General features: G+C 68.4%; 16 protein-coding genes. 6 read left to right on the forward strand and 10 right to left on the reverse strand.

Features of this window, described 5'->3' with window-relative positions; all coding sequences use genetic code 11:
* Positions 1-15: 15 nt before the first annotated feature.
* From ACFTS5_RS17820 to ACFTS5_RS17830, 3 genes are all read left to right on the forward strand, one after another.
* Positions 16-261, forward strand: a complete 246-nt coding sequence (locus tag ACFTS5_RS17820; protein ID WP_301904870.1) for an antitoxin — start codon at positions 16-18, stop codon at positions 259-261.
* A gap of 48 nt (positions 262-309) precedes the next feature.
* Positions 310-2,595 (forward strand): ATP-dependent DNA ligase, encoded by a 2,286-nt coding sequence (locus tag ACFTS5_RS17825; RefSeq protein ID WP_378632046.1) that lies wholly within the window; start codon positions 310-312, stop codon positions 2,593-2,595.
* A gap of 74 nt (positions 2,596-2,669) precedes the next feature.
* Positions 2,670-2,843: an antitoxin gene (locus ACFTS5_RS17830; RefSeq protein ID WP_101464487.1), complete on the forward strand. Its 174-nt coding sequence runs from the start codon at positions 2,670-2,672 to the stop codon at positions 2,841-2,843.
* 139 nt (positions 2,844-2,982) lie between these two features.
* Here the strand turns inward: ACFTS5_RS17830 and ACFTS5_RS17835 are convergent, their stop codons facing one another.
* The 5 genes from ACFTS5_RS17835 to ACFTS5_RS17855 form a co-directional block, all read right to left on the reverse strand.
* Complete coding sequence (locus ACFTS5_RS17835; RefSeq protein WP_378632048.1) at positions 2,983-3,624, reverse strand: cysteine hydrolase family protein; 642 nt, start codon at positions 3,622-3,624, stop codon at positions 2,983-2,985.
* A 51-nt stretch (positions 3,625-3,675) separates the two neighbouring features.
* A complete protein-coding gene (locus ACFTS5_RS17840; protein WP_378632050.1) occupies positions 3,676-4,317 on the reverse strand; it encodes an ammonium transporter in 642 nt (213 codons plus the stop codon).
* A 173-nt stretch (positions 4,318-4,490) separates the two neighbouring features.
* On the reverse strand, positions 4,491-5,231 hold the full coding sequence (locus ACFTS5_RS17845; protein WP_378632053.1) for an energy-coupling factor transporter transmembrane component T family protein: 741 nt from the start codon (positions 5,229-5,231) through the stop codon (positions 4,491-4,493).
* Positions 5,228-7,357 (reverse strand): ABC transporter ATP-binding protein, encoded by a 2,130-nt coding sequence (locus tag ACFTS5_RS17850; RefSeq protein ID WP_378632055.1) that lies wholly within the window; start codon positions 7,355-7,357, stop codon positions 5,228-5,230. The genes ACFTS5_RS17845 and ACFTS5_RS17850 overlap by 4 nt, the downstream gene beginning before the upstream one ends.
* 80 nt (positions 7,358-7,437) lie before the next feature.
* The gene (locus tag ACFTS5_RS17855; RefSeq protein WP_378632057.1) at positions 7,438-8,358 is read right to left on the reverse strand and encodes a DMT family transporter; all 921 of its coding nucleotides are present in this window, start codon (positions 8,356-8,358) and stop codon (positions 7,438-7,440) included.
* 84 nt (positions 8,359-8,442) lie between these two features.
* On the opposite strand from ACFTS5_RS17855, the gene ACFTS5_RS17860 reads away from it, so the two are divergent.
* Positions 8,443-9,390 carry a LysR family transcriptional regulator gene (locus ACFTS5_RS17860; RefSeq protein WP_378632060.1) on the forward strand — a complete coding sequence of 316 codons (948 nt, stop codon included), beginning with the start codon at positions 8,443-8,445 and terminating at the stop codon, positions 9,388-9,390.
* Here the strand turns inward: ACFTS5_RS17860 and ACFTS5_RS17865 are convergent.
* Positions 9,336-10,115 carry a metallophosphoesterase gene (locus tag ACFTS5_RS17865; protein WP_378632062.1) on the reverse strand — a complete coding sequence of 260 codons (780 nt, stop codon included), beginning with the start codon at positions 10,113-10,115 and terminating at the stop codon, positions 9,336-9,338. The two genes, ACFTS5_RS17860 and ACFTS5_RS17865, sit on opposite strands and share 55 nt — an antisense overlap.
* A 151-nt stretch (positions 10,116-10,266) precedes the next feature.
* Positions 10,267-10,710 carry a MarR family winged helix-turn-helix transcriptional regulator gene (locus ACFTS5_RS17870; RefSeq protein ID WP_378632065.1) on the reverse strand — a complete coding sequence of 148 codons (444 nt, stop codon included), beginning with the start codon at positions 10,708-10,710 and terminating at the stop codon, positions 10,267-10,269.
* Positions 10,711-10,783: 73 nt separating this feature from the next.
* On the opposite strand from ACFTS5_RS17870, the gene ACFTS5_RS17875 reads away from it, so the two are divergent.
* Positions 10,784-11,392, forward strand: a complete 609-nt coding sequence (locus tag ACFTS5_RS17875) for a TIGR03086 family metal-binding protein (RefSeq protein WP_378632068.1) — start codon at positions 10,784-10,786, stop codon at positions 11,390-11,392.
* Positions 11,393-11,401: 9 nt separating this feature from the next.
* Here the strand turns inward: ACFTS5_RS17875 and ACFTS5_RS17880 are convergent, their stop codons facing one another.
* Together ACFTS5_RS17880 and ACFTS5_RS17885 are read right to left on the reverse strand one after the other, a co-directional pair.
* Positions 11,402-12,169 carry an RluA family pseudouridine synthase gene (locus tag ACFTS5_RS17880; protein WP_378632069.1) on the reverse strand — a complete coding sequence of 256 codons (768 nt, stop codon included), beginning with the start codon at positions 12,167-12,169 and terminating at the stop codon, positions 11,402-11,404.
* A gap of 97 nt (positions 12,170-12,266) precedes the next feature.
* Entirely contained in the window at positions 12,267-13,253 is a 987-nt protein-coding gene (locus tag ACFTS5_RS17885) for an adenylate/guanylate cyclase domain-containing protein (RefSeq protein ID WP_378632072.1), read from the reverse strand.
* Between the two features lie 174 nt (positions 13,254-13,427).
* Here ACFTS5_RS17885 and ACFTS5_RS17890 point away from each other — a divergent pair, with 174 nt between their 5' ends.
* Positions 13,428-14,375, forward strand: a complete 948-nt coding sequence (locus ACFTS5_RS17890; protein ID WP_378632074.1) for an NAD(P)-dependent oxidoreductase — start codon at positions 13,428-13,430, stop codon at positions 14,373-14,375.
* On the opposite strand, the gene ACFTS5_RS17895 is transcribed toward ACFTS5_RS17890, so the two are convergent.
* Positions 14,357-14,821, reverse strand: coding sequence for a hypothetical protein (locus ACFTS5_RS17895; RefSeq protein WP_378632076.1), 465 nt, complete (start codon positions 14,819-14,821; stop codon positions 14,357-14,359). The two genes, ACFTS5_RS17890 and ACFTS5_RS17895, sit on opposite strands and share 19 nt — an antisense overlap.
* Between the last annotated feature and the right edge of the window lie 2 nt (positions 14,822-14,823).

The raw sequence follows: 14,823 nt of genomic DNA on the forward strand, positions 1-14,823 counted from the left end.
AAGGAACACGGTCAGATGAGTCTCGTGGATACGCTCAAGGGCTTGCTCGGTAAGGGCAAGGTAGCGGTCGAACAGAACGCCGACAAGATCAATGAGGCGGTCGACAAGGCCGGCACCTTCATCGATGACAAGACCAAGGGCAAGTACAGCGACAAGATCGAGAAGGGCAAGGACGCGGCCAAGAAGGTCGTGCCCCCGCAGGCAGGCCCCGGCACTGCCCCCGGCGGCCCCGCTCCGACAGATCCGGGACCCAAGGCCTGATTCGGTGCGCGGGGACCGGTAGACGGTCCCCGCCGTCCGATCGCGTCGATGGTCCGCCGGGAATTTCGGGGCGCGCCGGGTGAACCGGACATCGAGGTTGAGCTCAGCAACCTCGACAAAGTGCTGTACCCGGAGACCGGCACGACGAAGGGCGAAGTGATCGCCTACTATTCGGCGATCACCGAGGCGGCACTGCCCCATCTCGCCGGCCGCCCGGTCACCAGGAAGCGGTGGCCGAACGGGGTCGACCATTCCGATTTCTTCGAGAAGAACCTGCCCGAGCACGCGCCCGCGTGGATCCGCCGGTCCGCGATCGAGCATTCCAGCCGCCGGGTGGTCTACCCGCTGATCGATTCCGAGGCCGGAATGGCCTGGCTCGCGCAGCAGGCGGCGCTGGAAATCCATGTGCCGCAATGGCGTTTCGACGCGGACGAGCGCGGCCCGGCCACCAGGATCGTGTTCGATCTCGACCCCGGCCCCGGCGCGGGTCTGGCGGACTGCGCGCGAGTGGCGCTCGCGGTGCGCGACATGGTCGCCGATATCGGCATGCGGGCATTCCCGGTCACCAGTGGCAGCAAGGGAATTCACGTCTATGTGCCGCTGGATCGGCCGGTGAGTTCACGTGGCGCGTCCACTGTCGCCAAGCAGGTGGCCACCAATCTCGAAGCGCTGCACCCGGATCTGGTGACGGCGACCATGGCGAAGGCGGCTCGCAAGGGCAAGGTGTTCCTGGACTGGAGTCAGAACAACGCCGCCAAGACCACCATTGCCCCCTATTCGCTGCGCGGTCGCGCCGAACCCAATGCCGCCGCCCCACGAGCCTGGGCCGAGATCGAGGACTCGGACACGCTGCGCCAGTTACGTTTCGACGAGGTGCTCGCCCGCTGGAAGGCCGACGGCGACCTGCTGGCCGAACTCGATCCGCCGCTTCCCACCGACTCCGAGGCCGGTCGGCCGACTACCCGCCACGATTCCCTGACCAAGTACCGCAGCATGCGTGACCCGCAGCGGACCCCCGAGCCCGTCCCCGAGGCGACCCCTGAGCCCGGACCCGGCAACCGCTTCGTCATCCAGGAACATCACGCGCGCCGCCTGCACTGGGACGTGCGGCTCGAGCACGACGGCGTCCTCGCCTCCTGGGCGGTGCCCAAAGGTCCGCCGACCGAGCCGAAACACAATCGCCTGGCGGTGCGCACCGAGGATCATCCCCTCGAATACCTGCACTTCCACGGCACCATTCCCCAGGGCGAATACGGTGCGGGGGAGATGACGATCTGGGATTCGGGCACTTACGTCATCGAGAAATGGCGCTCCGACGAGGTGATCGTCGAACTCGACGGCGAGCGGGTGTCCGGCCGCTACGCCCTCATCCAGACCAAGGGCGACCAGTGGCTGATGCACTACATGCGCGACCAGACCCGTCGAGAACCTGTGGTGGACAGCGGTTTCCCGAGCGGACTGTCGCCCATGCTGGCCACCGCGGGCGAAGTCGAATCGCTGTCCCCCGTGGACTGGGGCTTCGAAACCAAGTGGGACGGCTTCCGGGTGATCGTCGAGATCCACGACGGCACCGTCACCGTCCGCAGCCGCGCCGGCAACACGGTGACCGCCCGCTATCCGCGCCTGGCCGCCCTCGGCGAGGAGCTGGCCGGGCATCAGGTGGTCCTGGACGGCGAAGCCGTGGTCCTCGACGACGCCGGGCTCTCGGATATCTCGGCGCTGCAAGCGGATTCGGCCCGCGCGGTGTTCATCGCCTTCGACGTGCTCTACCTCGACGGCACCTCGCTGCTGCGCAAGAAGTACACCGACCGCCGGGCGGTGCTCGAGGCGCTGGGCAGATTGTCGCCGTCGATGAATGTCACCGCGCTGCTGGATGGTTCGGGCGCCGAGGCGATGAGGGCCAGTCGCGAGCAGGGGCAGGAGGGGGTGGTGGCCAAGCGGCTGGAATCGGTGTATCAGCCGGGCAAACGCAGCCAGACCTGGCTCAAGCAGCGCAACTGGCGCTCGCGCGAAGTGGTGGTCGGCGGGTGGCGGCGCAGCGACAAACGACCGTTCAAGTCGCTGCTGCTCGGCATGCCGCACGAAGACGGCCTCATCTACGTCGGGCGGGTGGGTACCGGATTCGGAGACGAACAGTCGCGTCGGATCGCGGCCGAGCTCGACGGATTGCGGCGCGAGACGTCCCCGTTCACCAACGAGATGACCGCCGACGAACGCCACGACGCGCAATGGGTTACCCCGAAGCTCACCGGCACCGTCCGGTTCCAGGCGTGGACCGACACCGGACGGCTCTGGCATCCCGTATGGGACGGTGTGACGAGCTCGCCACGATGATGCCCACCGTGAAAGCTGCGATGTTGCTACGGTAATCGCGTTGTACCCGGTGTCGAATCAACGAGGAGTGCGCGGTGGATTTCAAGAACCTGGCGGGCAAGGCGATGGACCTGGCTGCCCAGCATGCGGACAAGGTCGACGGCGTCATCGACAAGGCGGGTGACGTGGTCGACGAGAAGACCGGCGGCAAGTTCAGCGGCCAGGTCGACTCCGCCCAGGACGCCGCCAAGAACGCCATCCGAGACTGAGTCTTCTGGCGGCTGGCGCCGCGGGGTTTTCGGCCCTGTGGGCCTCGGATCCGAGGGACGATACTGCGCCTTCGGCGTTCCGTCTCGTCCCTCGGATCCGAGGCGGCCGAAAATCCAGTGCTGAGAGATTGCCGGGTTGTCAGTTTCCGGTCATCAGGGCGGAGATCGTCTCGACATCGGTGACCAGCGCATTGCCCTGGAACGCGAAGTCGTCGTAGGCGCGCGCCATCGCTTCTTTGTCGCGGCCGCCGCAGGCGTCACCGATCACCACGGGCACGAAACCCAGGTCGGTGGAGTGGGTCACGGTGGGCGCGATCCCGATTTCGAGTGCCACACCGGCGATGGCGTAGGAGCCGATCCGCAGATCACGCAGCAGAGTGGCGAGGGGTGTGCCCTCGAAGGCCGACATCGACATCTTGTCGAAGACCAACTCGTCTTCGCGCGGCACCAGTTCGGGCACCAGCTCGAACGAGGGCGTATCGCGTTGCAGAATGAAGGCCACATCGTCGACGGATTCGGCGTTCTGCCAGCTCATCAGCAACCGCATCCCGTACACACCGGTCAGTCGCCGTGGCGGGAAGAAGTGCCGGAGGAAGATCACCGGAAAGCCGCCGCGCCGGGCGGCGTCGACCACCCGCACGACGCGTTCGGTGATCTCCTGGCCGTCGGGCAGCTGGCCGAGAACCCCGACCTGCATGTCGTAGACGATCAGCGCCATCCGGTCGGGCGCGCACAGATCGCCGAGGCTATCGGGAATGTCGAGTCCGTTTCCTTGTCGCACCGACGCCAGTGTAGGCGCCGGTGCGAGGGAGGAATCGAACTGTGGCGCAGACTATTTGGTCTGCTGGGCCCACTGTGTGGTACCTGCCGGCGCCTGGAGGGTGTTGATCAGATCCATGCCCGCGATGACCAGCGCGGGTCCACCGACAATGATCGTGCCGATGATGCCGCCGACGCTGGCACCGGTGACGAAGCCCGGGATCGCGCCGACACCGGGAATGAGGACACCGCCGACGATCAGGCCGATCACCGCGCCCAGGCCCATGCCGACGAAGCTGCCGACGGCGGTGGCCAGGCCGAAGGTGGAAGCGAAGTTCGCCTGTGCCGCATAGTTTTCGGCGGGTGAGGCGACCGGCGTGAGGTTGGGCTTGGCCGCGGCGACGTCCTTGACCGCGGTCAGCTCGAGTACGTGGCCGTCGTCGCGAACCGCGTGCGGCAGCGGGTACTCGAACTTGCCGTCGCGGACCGAGAGTGGCATCGACACCAGGGTGGCGCCTGCTTCGTCGCGGATCTCGACCGCACCGCCGGTGACGGCGAAGGTGCCGTGGGTGAGGGTGGTGATGAGGGTGTTGCCGACGACCTCGGTGCGGTAATCGACATTCGGCGTCACCGGGTCGGCCCCGGCGACTCCGGTTCCCATCAGCGCGACGGCGAGCACCGGAACAGCGGCCGCGGCGATTTTGCGGATGATCATGTGAACATTTCCCATCTGGACTTCATCAGGTGTGAGTTGCTCGAACAGGCGCCGTGGTGATGACTTCCCCCGAGAAAGTTTCGTGACCGGCGCGTGAAGCTGCCTAGCTCGATTTCTGTGACGAACCATAGCTTGCACCAGGGTTTCGGGACAGTGAATTCGGGGTATTGCGCTCAGCCGATAATGTTGCTCAGCGCCACGGCGCCCGCGCAGACCACGACGACCACGCCGAGTGCGATGGCGTCGCGGCGGTGCGGCGCGCTCGGATGCGCTGTGAGCATGCCGGTGCCGCCACGGGCGGTGATCGCCTCGCCGAGTTCGCCCGCGCGCCGCGACGATACCGCCATGCACGCGGTGAGGATGTCGATGAGCGGGTTGTCGGCGGCGCGGTGCATGAGGTTGTCCTTGGGGCGCAGTCGGCGTGCGGCGCGCAGCACCCGGATCTCGTCGAACAGCAGCGGCAATCCGCGCAGGGTGAGCGCCACGACCACGGCCCATTCGTCGACCGGCAGACGCAACTTACGCAGCGGCGCACCGAGTTTCGCGAGGGCAGGGGCGATCTCGCCCATCGGCGTGGTGAAGGCGATCAGGAACGAGGCGGCCACCAGGACCATTCCGAAGACGAAGATCTGGGTGTAGCCGAGCACCGCCTTCATTCCGATCGGCGCGTTGATCAGGCCGCCGAGCACGACGAGTCCCCAGAACCACCACGGCAGCCGGGGGATCGCACCGAGTGGCAGCCGCGCGAGTACCCAGATCAACACCAGGAAGGCGGTGATCACGCCGAGCACCGGCCAGGACGGCAGGAACATCAGCAGCAGGCTGATCAGGAACGCGGCGATCATCTTCGTGCCTGCCCACAGGCGGTGCACGACACTGTCGACCGGGACTTCACGCAGCAGCACTGTGCTCATGGGGTGGTGCCTTTCGGTGCGCTGGTGTGTGCCGTCGCGCCCTCGTCACCGCGACGGCCGAGGGGCAGGCCGGCGACGAAGGCCGGCTTGTCGAGTGCGCGTTCGGTTCTCGGGATCGCGTGGCCGTCGGCCGAGACCACCACACCGTCGTCCAGGTGCACCGTGCGGTCGCAGACCATCGCCATCTCCGCGACATCGTGAGAGATGATGATCAACGTCAGCCCCGAATCCCGCAGCCGGGCGAGCAGTTCCACGATCTCGGCGCGGCCCTGTGGATCCAGGCCCGCCAGCGGTTCGTCGAGGACGACAACCTGCGGCCTGCTCGCCACCATCGCGGCGAGGACCACCCGCTTGGCCTGTCCGCCACTGAGTTCCTCCACCGAACGGGCGGCGAGGCGGCGGTCGAGCCCCACCGCGTCCAGCGCTTGCCCGACCGCGCCGGACCCGGTCGCCCGCCCACCCCAGTCGGCGATCTCCGCGCCGACTGTCTGCTTCTGTAGTTGCAAGCGGGAATGCTGGAAGGCCAGCGCCACCCCGCCGACCTGCTTGTCGACCGCGGTGCCGCGCAGTTCGCAGCGTCCCGAGCTCGGCGCGATCAGCCCGGCGATGATCCAGGCGAGCGTCGATTTGCCCGATCCGTTGCCACCGACGATCAGCAGCGCCTCGCCCTTGCGGACCGACAGGTCGACACCGTGCAGGGCCGGTGCTTCCCACGGCGTGCCGCGGTTGTAGGTGTGGCGCACGTCGGCGAGTTCGAGGACGGGGGCGCCCATCGCCCTGCGGCGCTGGTCGCGGGCCGGGTGGGGCCAGCTCGCGAGGTGGTCGACCATCCGGCCGTCGGCGAGGTGGATCACCCGGTCGGCGGCGGTCGCGTCGGCTTCGTGGTGGGTCACCAGGACCACGGCGGTGCCGTGCCGGCGCGGGAGTTCGGCCAGGAGGGCGACGAGCTCGTGACGGCCGTCGGGGTCGATCATCGAGGTGGCTTCGTCGGCGATGAGCAGCGCCGGGCGGCGGGCGAGCGCGGCTGCCACGGCGAGGCGCTGTTGCTGGCCGCCGGAGAGGGTGGCGGTCTCACGGGCGCCCATGTCCGCGAGGCCGACCTCGGCGAGGAGCGCGTCGACGTCGACCGCGGCGGCGGATTCCGCCGACAGGCCCCACACCACATCGTCGGCGACCGAGACGCCGAGAGTTTGGCTCTCGGGTCGCTGCAGGACCAGCGCCGTCCCGCCGAGCGCGCCCAAGCCCGCGGAACCGGGACGGTCCACCGCACCCGTCGTCGGCGGCCTGCCTGCCAGGACCCGGGTGAGGGTCGACTTGCCGGAGCCGTTGTGGCCGACGACGGCGACGAACTCGCCCGGGCGAATGGTGAGGTCGATGTCGGCCAGCGCGTCGACATTCGTGCCCTCGTAGCGATAGCCGACTCCGTGCAGGGATACCGGCAGCGGACCGACCGGCCGATCGTCGAGCGGCGCGTCGAGTCGATCGCTGCCCGGCAACCACGCGAGGCGATCGAGTACCGCCCCGAGCACGAACCAGGAGATCACCGTGCTGACCAGCACGCCGAGCGCCACCGTGCCGCCGACGTAGATCCACCACCAGCGCAGCACCACGTCGACGGCGTCGGCGGCCATCCGGCCGAGCGGCTCCAGCGCGGGCAACCGGCCCGCCAGATTCTCGATGCCCTTCGCGGTATTGCGGATCGCGTCGAAGAACAGGTCGCGTGTTCGTGAGAAGACCAGCAGACTGCCGACGGAGAACAGGCCCCAGCCCACGCCGGCGACGATTCCGAGCGCGAACACCGTGGGGAATCCGCCGCCTCGGCGCTTCACCGTCCCGATGATTCCCGCCAGGGTGGCCGCGCCCATGACGCCGAGTGCGGGCATCACACCGGCGGCCACGAAGGTGACCAGCGTGGCCGCGACAGTCGCCGTGACCAGTGCTCGTAACCGGTACCGCTGGGCGAGCAGGCCCAACGGCACTGCTGCGACGAGCTGCAACGCGGCCGCCATGGGAACCAGTGAGCCGACGGTGATGAGGCCGACGGTGAGTCCGGCCATCACCGCGCCGCTCGCCAGTTCGATCGGGCGCAGGGGACCGCTGGGCAGACCCGCGGGCTTGTCTCTCACGTGTCCAGTCTGCCAGGGGCCGGGTGTGTGGGTGTGGGGCTGATGTGGAGGTTGTGTGGGGCTGCCTGCGGGCGTGTCGGCTACCGGAGCGCCGGGGCGGCGCCGTCCTGGTGCACGGGGGCGGACTGGGGGCGTCGATGGAACATGCTCGGCCGCAAGCGCGCGATCGCGACGCCGGTCAGGCACAGGGTGCCGCCGAGGAGTGCGGTGGCGGTGGGGACCTCGGCGAGGAAGATCCAGGACATGACGATGGCGAGGGCTGGAACGGCGTAGCTCGAGGACGCGGTGACTCCCGCGGGGGTGTGGGCCAGGGCGTAGGCCCACAGAAGGAAGGCGAGTGCGGTCGAGACCACGCCCAGGTATACGACGCCGATGGTGGCGGAGAGTGGGGCTTCGGCCAGCTCGTGTGCCATTTTCGGTGCCCACGGCAGGAGGACGACGGCTCCGGCGACCGCGCCGAGGGCGGTCGCGGTCAGCGGGTCGGTGGACCGCAGCACCAGCTTTTGCGCCACCACGCTGATGCCGTAGAGCAGGGCGGCCGCCACTGCGAGCAGCACGCCGATGCGGTCGCGCTGTCCTGGTCCGGTGAACGCGATGATCGCGGCGCCGGTGAAGCTGACCGCGATGCCGGCGACCAGCAGCGGCGGGAAGCCCTCGTTCAGGAACAACCCGGCCAGCACGGCGACCACGATGGGTGCGATGTTCACCAGCAGGGCGGTGGTGCCCGCGTCGAGATGCTGTTCGGCGGCGTTCACCAGCACGGTGTAGAGCCCGAACCAGAGTGCGCCGTAGGCCATCGTGAGCCACAGCGCCGTACCGCGCGGCATCCGGCCGCCGCGAAACGCCAGCACCAGCACCAGCACGACGGCGCCGACGAGCAGCCGCCCGGATGCCATCGCCGCGGGCGAGACGTAGGGCGCGATGCCGCGGATGATCACGAACGACGATGCCCAGGCGAGCATCACGGCGACCAGGGCGAGAGCGGGCAGACGTGACTTCATGCCTCTACGGTGGACCCGTGAAGAGGTAAGCACAAGCGGGTATTCGCCATCTAATATTCAGTAGAACTGAATCGAGGAGTTCGCATGATCGACACACACCGCTTGATGATCTTCCGATCCGTGGTCGCCACCGGCTCGGTGGCCGCGGCGGCCTCGACCCTCGGCTACTCACCGTCGGCGATCTCCCAGCACCTGACCGCACTCCAGCGCGAGACCGGCTTGCAGCTGCTGGAACGGGTCGGTCGCGGCGTGGTGCCGACCCCGGCGGGCCGGGTGATCGCCGGGGAGGCCGCCAAGGTGCTCGACGAGTTGACCGCGCTCGGGTCGACGGTGTCGGACCTGCGCGCGGGCAAGGCCACCCGGATCACGATCAACTCGTTCAGCTCGGCGGGCACCAACTGGATGCCCGACGTGGTCGCCACCCTCACCCACGAATTCCCCGACACCAGGGTTCGCCTGCGCATCGTCGACGAACTGGCCGCGGTGTCGGGCAACCGTCCCGACATCGCCCTCACGGTGCGCTTGGGCAAACCGGCCCAGATCTCCGGCTACACCCACCGCGACCTGATGACCGAGCCCTACGTAGCCGTCGTCCCCGCCGACCACGAACTCGCGACACGCACCACCGTCGACGTCGCCGAACTCGAGCGATACCGCTGGATCGACAACGACACCAGCCACGGCCCCTGCCGGCAGGCAATGCTGAACGCTTGCGCCGCAGCGGGTTTCACTCCCCGGTTCGTGGTGGAGACCACCGACTACCCGTCGGCCCTGCGATTCGTGGCGCGCGGAGTCGGCATCACCGTCGTCCCCCGCCTCGGCGCCACGGACCTGCCGCCCGGTTCGCGTGCGCTGGAGCTGACCAACCCGACGCCGCGCCGCACGATCTGCGCGCACATCAAGGACTCCGAGTCGTACAACCCGGTCGTCACCCGGACGATGGAGTTGCTTCGGGCGGCCGCGGATCGGCCGGGCGGTCAGGCGGGTGGGGGTTCGGACAGCCAGCCGCCCATCGCGACTGTGCGGAAATGAGTTGTCAGGCCGAAGTTCTCGTCGATGACATGCAGCGCGATGGCCGGGTCGGGTGCGTAGTCCATGACGCGGTGGGGCGGCGTCACTTCCCATTCGCCGCCGAGGACGGAAGCTGTACTGGGACCAGTGATCATGGGTTTGCCGGCGAAGATCGTCGCGATGGGGGCGTGGGCGTGGCCGGTGAGAATGCCGACGATGCGTGGATCGCCCGCCACCACGGCGGCCAGCCGGCCGGGATCGGCGAGCGCGATGACATCGACCACGGGACTGAACACGTGCTTGGGCGGATGGTGCAGGGCCACCAGGATCGGTCCGTCCGGCGCCTCGGCGAGCGTCGCGCGCAGCCAGTCGAAGGTGTCCTCGCCCAGCAGGCCCGCGGGTTCACCGGGGATGCTCGAGTCGAGCATGACGACGGTGAGCGCCCCGACGCGGTGGACGCTGTTGACGGGAGTGGTCGAGGCCGGCTCGCCCAGCAGTGCGGTGCGGAAGTTCGCGCGGTCGTCGTGGTTACCGGGCAGCAGGTACACGGGGATGTCCGCTTGCAGGGCAAGGCGCGCTTGCGCGTACTGCTCCGGCGTGCCGGAATCGGTGATGTCGCCGGTCACCAGGATGACGTCGGGCCTGCGTGGCAGGTCCGCCAGGTAGCCCATCACCGCCTCCACCCGTTCGGTGTTGCGCGCGCTGAGGTCGAAGTGGGTATCGCTGAGCTGAGCCGCCAGGATCATCGGCAGTCGCTTTCTTCTCTGGGATCGCTCCGTTGCGTCAGAGTGCGCCGGTATGACTCATCGGCACCTCTCCAGGCTAGATGACCTGCGCTTATTCGTCTTCATGAGCCGTGCCACGGACCGAAACCCACGAGGTGGTCTGTGTCGCCGCTCACCCGGGTGATTCCGCGGTTCGGGTGCGGTCGGCGAGCAGCTGTAGTACGCGCAGGAAGGTATGGCGATCGGCGGCGGGTAGGTCGGCCAGTAGTCGCTTCTCCTGTTCCTGGATGTCGTGCTGGGCGCGGTCGCGCAGCTTCGCGCCGTCGGCGGTGAGCCGGACCAGGTTGACGCGCCGGTCGGCCGGATCGGGCTCACGCAGGATCAGGCCGCGCTGCTGGAGGTCGTCGAGGACCGGGATGATCCGGGTCTTGTCCGCCCGGATCGTCTTGGCGAGCGCGGCCTGGGTGTGGACGGGCCCTTCGTCGAGTCCGAGCAGTACCACGTAGGCCCACATGGTGAGCCCGTGCCGGTCGAGGACGGGCCGCTCCGCCTCCGTCAGCGCACGGCCGAGCGGGACGAGCATGGCCGCGAGATCCGGCCGGGTCGCTTTCGGCATGGTCGAAATCTACCGCCGGACGGTTCGGTCGATAACCCTTGGCATATCGTAAGCATGAGCGTACGGTCAGCATATGCGTACTATCTCCAAGGAAGATCGACTTCTCCTGGTCCGGCACGAGCGCGCGGTGCGGCTGAGCATCGACGCGGTCGAGGCGGCGTCCGATGCCGCACTGTCGAACGAAACACCTTGTGCGGGTTGGGATCTGCGCGCTCTGCTGGACCACATGGGCACCCAGAATCGTGGTTTCGCCGCAGCCGCTCGCGGTGCGAACGACCCGGCGGTCTGGGCGGTGCGCCCCGCAACCGATCCGATCGGCGACTATGTCCGGTCCGCCCACGACGTCGTCGCGGCCTTCGCCGCCTGCCAGGCCCGCACCCTGTTTCTGCCCGAAATCCCACCGGGCGAGTTCCCGGTCGCGACCGCCCTCGGCTTCCATCTCATCGACAGCGTCGTCCATGCCTGGGATGTCGCCCGGTCGGTAGGCCGAGCGATCGACCTGGACCCCGACCTGGCCCCGACCGCCCTGCGTATCGCCGAAGCGGTCCCCACCGGCACGGCTCGCCATCGTCCCGGCGCCGCGTTCGGCCCGGCGCTCGAGGTCACGGACACGACCGCGACTCTGGACCGCATCTTGCGCGTTCTCGGCCGCGCACCCGAGTGGTTGCCGAGCCGGGTATGAGGGTGACAGTCAGCCGGAAATCAGTTGTGCGGCGGTGTGGAGAAGTCGCGCGCTCTCGTCCGGGTCGGACGTGAACGGCTCCCAGAAATCGGGTCCGGGGGTGGCCTCCAGATCGAGGAGCGGCGGGGTGAGCCAGTCGGCGTCGAGGCCGAGTCGCCAGGAGTGCAGGTGGGTGCGGGGCAGCGCGGCGCTGCGGTCGAACAGCGGGTCGCCCAGGATCGGATGGCCGATCCAGGCCAGCTGCACGCGGATCTGATGGCGACGCCCGGTTACCGGCCGCAGGGCCAGCAGTGCGTGCTCGCCGTGCCGGGCGACCGTGCTGAACAAGGTGCGCGACGGATAGTTCTTCGCGGGCAGCAGATCCGCCTCGTCGACGAACCACCGGTCACCCTCGCGCTTGATCGCCTCGCGTGGCGCCGCGATCCGCACCCGATTCTTGCGTCCCACACTCAACGGCAGATCGAGCTCACCGCCATCGGGCAGGTCGGCGCCCGACACGATCGCCAGATACGCCTTACGTGCGGTTTGATTGTTGAACTGCCTGGTCAACGGTCCGTGCGCGGCCAGATCGGTAGCCAGCAGCACCAGTCCCGAGGTCACCTTGTCGATACGGTGCACCGGATACAGCTGCGTCCCCGCCGCCTGCGCCAACTCCACCAGATCGGTGTCGTGTCGCTCCCCGGTCACCGAGATCCCCGACGGTTTGTTCAACGCGAGGACCGCGTCATCGGCGAACACGGTGTACTCCTCGCGCACGCTGCGCCAATCCAAGTCCACTACAACACCCTAGGCAACGGTGTGCCGACGCCGCTCGACGGCTGGTCAGCGGGCCGCCGCGCCGGAGCTGTGCACTTCGAAGCTGTGCACGTCGCGATCATGCCTGCCGCAGGCGGTGGGGGCGTAGGCGGTTGAAACCGCGAACGCGGACGCTGCGCAGATGGCGGATGGCGAATTCGGGGTTGTCGTCGAGGGCCGAGGCCGCGGCGTCGTCGATGAGGATGTTGCCCGGCCGGGCGACGCCGGTCAGGCGGGCGGCGATATTGACCACCGAGCCGTAGAGGTCGCCGAAGCGTTGCAGCACCTCGCCGTAGGCGAACGCCACGCGCAGTTCCGGCGTGCCGCCGACGAGCATGGTCGACTCCTGGATGGCCAGCGCGATGCGGGCGGCCGCGGCCGCGGTCTCGGCGGCGAACATCACCTCGTCGCCGACGTTCTTGATCACCCAGCCGCCGTTGTCGGTGATCGCCGAGGTAGTGGTCGACTCGAAAGCTTCGAGGAGCGTGGACAGTTCGTCGGGGTGCAGGTGCCTGGTGAGCCGGGTGAAACCGACCATGTCGGCGAATCCCACCGCCAGCGTCCGCATCGAACCTTCGCCCTGCGCCTCGCTCGACCTGGCGACCGCGGCCGCCAGGTGCCTGCGCCACACATACGACTGCAACTGGTCGATGCTCGCCATGGTGGATTCCGTTGCGGCACTGATCCGTTCCGCCAGCGGAATCGCGGGATCGGCCGCGGCGACGCGCGCCTTGATCTCGGCCAGCACCAGGTCGGCCTGCCACTCCGCCAGCCGCGCCATGCCCTGGCCGATCGTCCGCGCGGCCGCGGCCTGTTGCCGAATATCGGACGAGGCAACAACTCTCATACTCCGAAAGTTGGTGACCGCGGTGATATCGGTCTGCGTGAAGTCGACCTCGTCGTCCTCATTGGCCGGAAAGCCCAGCGCTGTCCACAGCCGCCGCGACTCCGACTCCGGCACCCCCGACTGCTCGGCCACCTGCGTGCGCGTATATCGACGCGGCCCACCGAGCAGCGCTTCCTCGACACTGCGCTGCACCAATTCGGTCATCTCGGGCTCCGACATACTCAGACTCTACGACTGTGCCGCGCGAGTGACAGGCATCCTCGTCTCCACATTGGCAACGTTCATAAATCCGGGCCGGTGACACCTGGCACAGCGCCGTCATGCCTGGTAACCCGTGACCTGGTTGCTTACCTGCCGGTGCGCAACGGATGGCGCAAGTGCGTACTTGTCCGCGTGCGGACCCGAATCGACACTCGGTCCAGGCAGGTCGTCCGATCGACCTCGTGGACAGGAGTGGACATGATCGAGAAATCGGTGACGGTGCTCGGCACCGGGTCGATGGGCAGCGCGCTGGCCGCCGCCTTCCTCGCCGCGGGCTACCGCACCCAGGTGTGGAACCGCAGCCACGAACGAACGACGGCCCTGGTGGACGCGGGCGCGACCGCGCACGCCGACATCGCCGATGCCGTCGCCGCGAGCCCGGTGATCATCTCCTGCCTCACCACCTTCGCCGCTACCCGCGAGAGCCTGCTCGGCGTCGACGCGCTGGCGGGCCGCGACCTCATCACCCTGAACAGCGGAACACCCGACCAGGCAAGGGAATTCGCGCACTTCGCGCACTGCTCAGGTGCGCGCTTTCTCGGCGGTGCGATCAAGAATGTGCCTGCGGCCGTGGGTGATCCGCAGACGCTGCTGTATTTCGGTGGCGATCGCGAGGTGTTCGACACGCACGCCGCTACCCTGCGGGTACTGGGTGGCGATCTCGAATTCCTCGGTGCCGAAACGGATCTGGCCGCGCTCTACGAATCCGCCGTCGGCGCGACCCTGCTCCCCGCGCTGCTCGGCTTCCTCGAAGGGGCGGCGGTATTGGCCTCGCGCGGACTGCCCGCGTCGACGATGGTGCCCTATTCGGTGAAGTGGTTGCAGATGATCGAGTCGCTGCTCCCGGTGCTGGCGGGCGAGATCGACGACAGGGACTACACCCGCCTCGGCTCCTCGGTCGAGCTGTTCCACACCGCCGTCGCCGACGATGTGCGGCTCGGCGCCGAAACGGGCGTCGACCTGTCCTGGCACGCCCCGATGCACGAGCTACTGGACCGCGCGGTCACCGCGGGGCACGGCGCGCAGAGCATCACCGCGGTGATCGAGCTGCTGAAGGCGCGTCAGCGCAGCACGCTGTAGGTGGCCGACAGGGTGAAGCCGTGCTCGCCGACCTCGCAGCTCACCGTCCCCTGATAGCCGATGCCGCAGGTGGTGTTCTCCCGCGTGATCCGGTGACCTTCGGGGAGCACCTTCGCGGCCGGGTGGGTGAAGATCGGGCTGTCGGCGTCGACGAAGTGCGCCGCTTCGAGGATCCCGACCCGGAGCTGGTCGGTGCCCGCGGGCGCGTCGATCGGGACCGCGTCACACCCGGCCGGGCCGTTGTTCCAGTAGATGGCGCAGTGCCGTCCATCAGGGGTGGTGAAGAAGACGCTGCCCGCGTATTCGGGTTCGGGAACCTGGTAGTCGACGGGGTCGACCGGCGTGTAATCACCGAGTCCCGACTGCGCGGCGGCCGGTCCCGCGGCCAGGAAACCGGCGGCCAGCGCGGCCCCGGACAGAACGGTGAGTGCGGATCGGATCAACATGG

The organism is Nocardia sp. NPDC056952 (assembly GCF_042674185.1).
Classification (GTDB): Bacteria; Actinomycetota; Actinomycetes; order Mycobacteriales; family Mycobacteriaceae; genus Nocardia.

Bases quoted from the DNA above. Each gene is read 5' to 3' on its own strand.
- ACFTS5_RS17845 (WP_378632053.1), bottom strand. From the start codon at position 5,231: ATGAGCACAGTGCTGCTGCGTGAAGTCCCGGTCGACAGTGTCGTGCAC.
- ACFTS5_RS17865 (WP_378632062.1), bottom strand. From the start codon at position 10,115: ATGATCCTGGCGGCTCAGCTCAGCGATACCCACTTCGACCTCAGCGCG.
- ACFTS5_RS17825 (WP_378632046.1), top strand. From the start codon at position 310: ATGGTCCGCCGGGAATTTCGGGGCGCGCCGGGTGAACCGGACATCGAG.
- ACFTS5_RS17820 (WP_301904870.1), top strand. From the start codon at position 16: ATGAGTCTCGTGGATACGCTCAAGGGCTTGCTCGGTAAGGGCAAGGTA.
- ACFTS5_RS17860 (WP_378632060.1), top strand. From the start codon at position 8,443: ATGATCGACACACACCGCTTGATGATCTTCCGATCCGTGGTCGCCACC.
- ACFTS5_RS17895 (WP_378632076.1), bottom strand. From the start codon at position 14,821: ATGTTGATCCGATCCGCACTCACCGTTCTGTCCGGGGCCGCGCTGGCC.
- ACFTS5_RS17885 (WP_378632072.1), bottom strand. From the start codon at position 13,253: ATGTCGGAGCCCGAGATGACCGAATTGGTGCAGCGCAGTGTCGAGGAA.
- ACFTS5_RS17855 (WP_378632057.1), bottom strand. From the start codon at position 8,358: ATGAAGTCACGTCTGCCCGCTCTCGCCCTGGTCGCCGTGATGCTCGCC.
- ACFTS5_RS17870 (WP_378632065.1), bottom strand. From the start codon at position 10,710: ATGCCGAAAGCGACCCGGCCGGATCTCGCGGCCATGCTCGTCCCGCTC.
- ACFTS5_RS17875 (WP_378632068.1), top strand. From the start codon at position 10,784: ATGCGTACTATCTCCAAGGAAGATCGACTTCTCCTGGTCCGGCACGAG.
- ACFTS5_RS17840 (WP_378632050.1), bottom strand. From the start codon at position 4,317: ATGATCATCCGCAAAATCGCCGCGGCCGCTGTTCCGGTGCTCGCCGTC.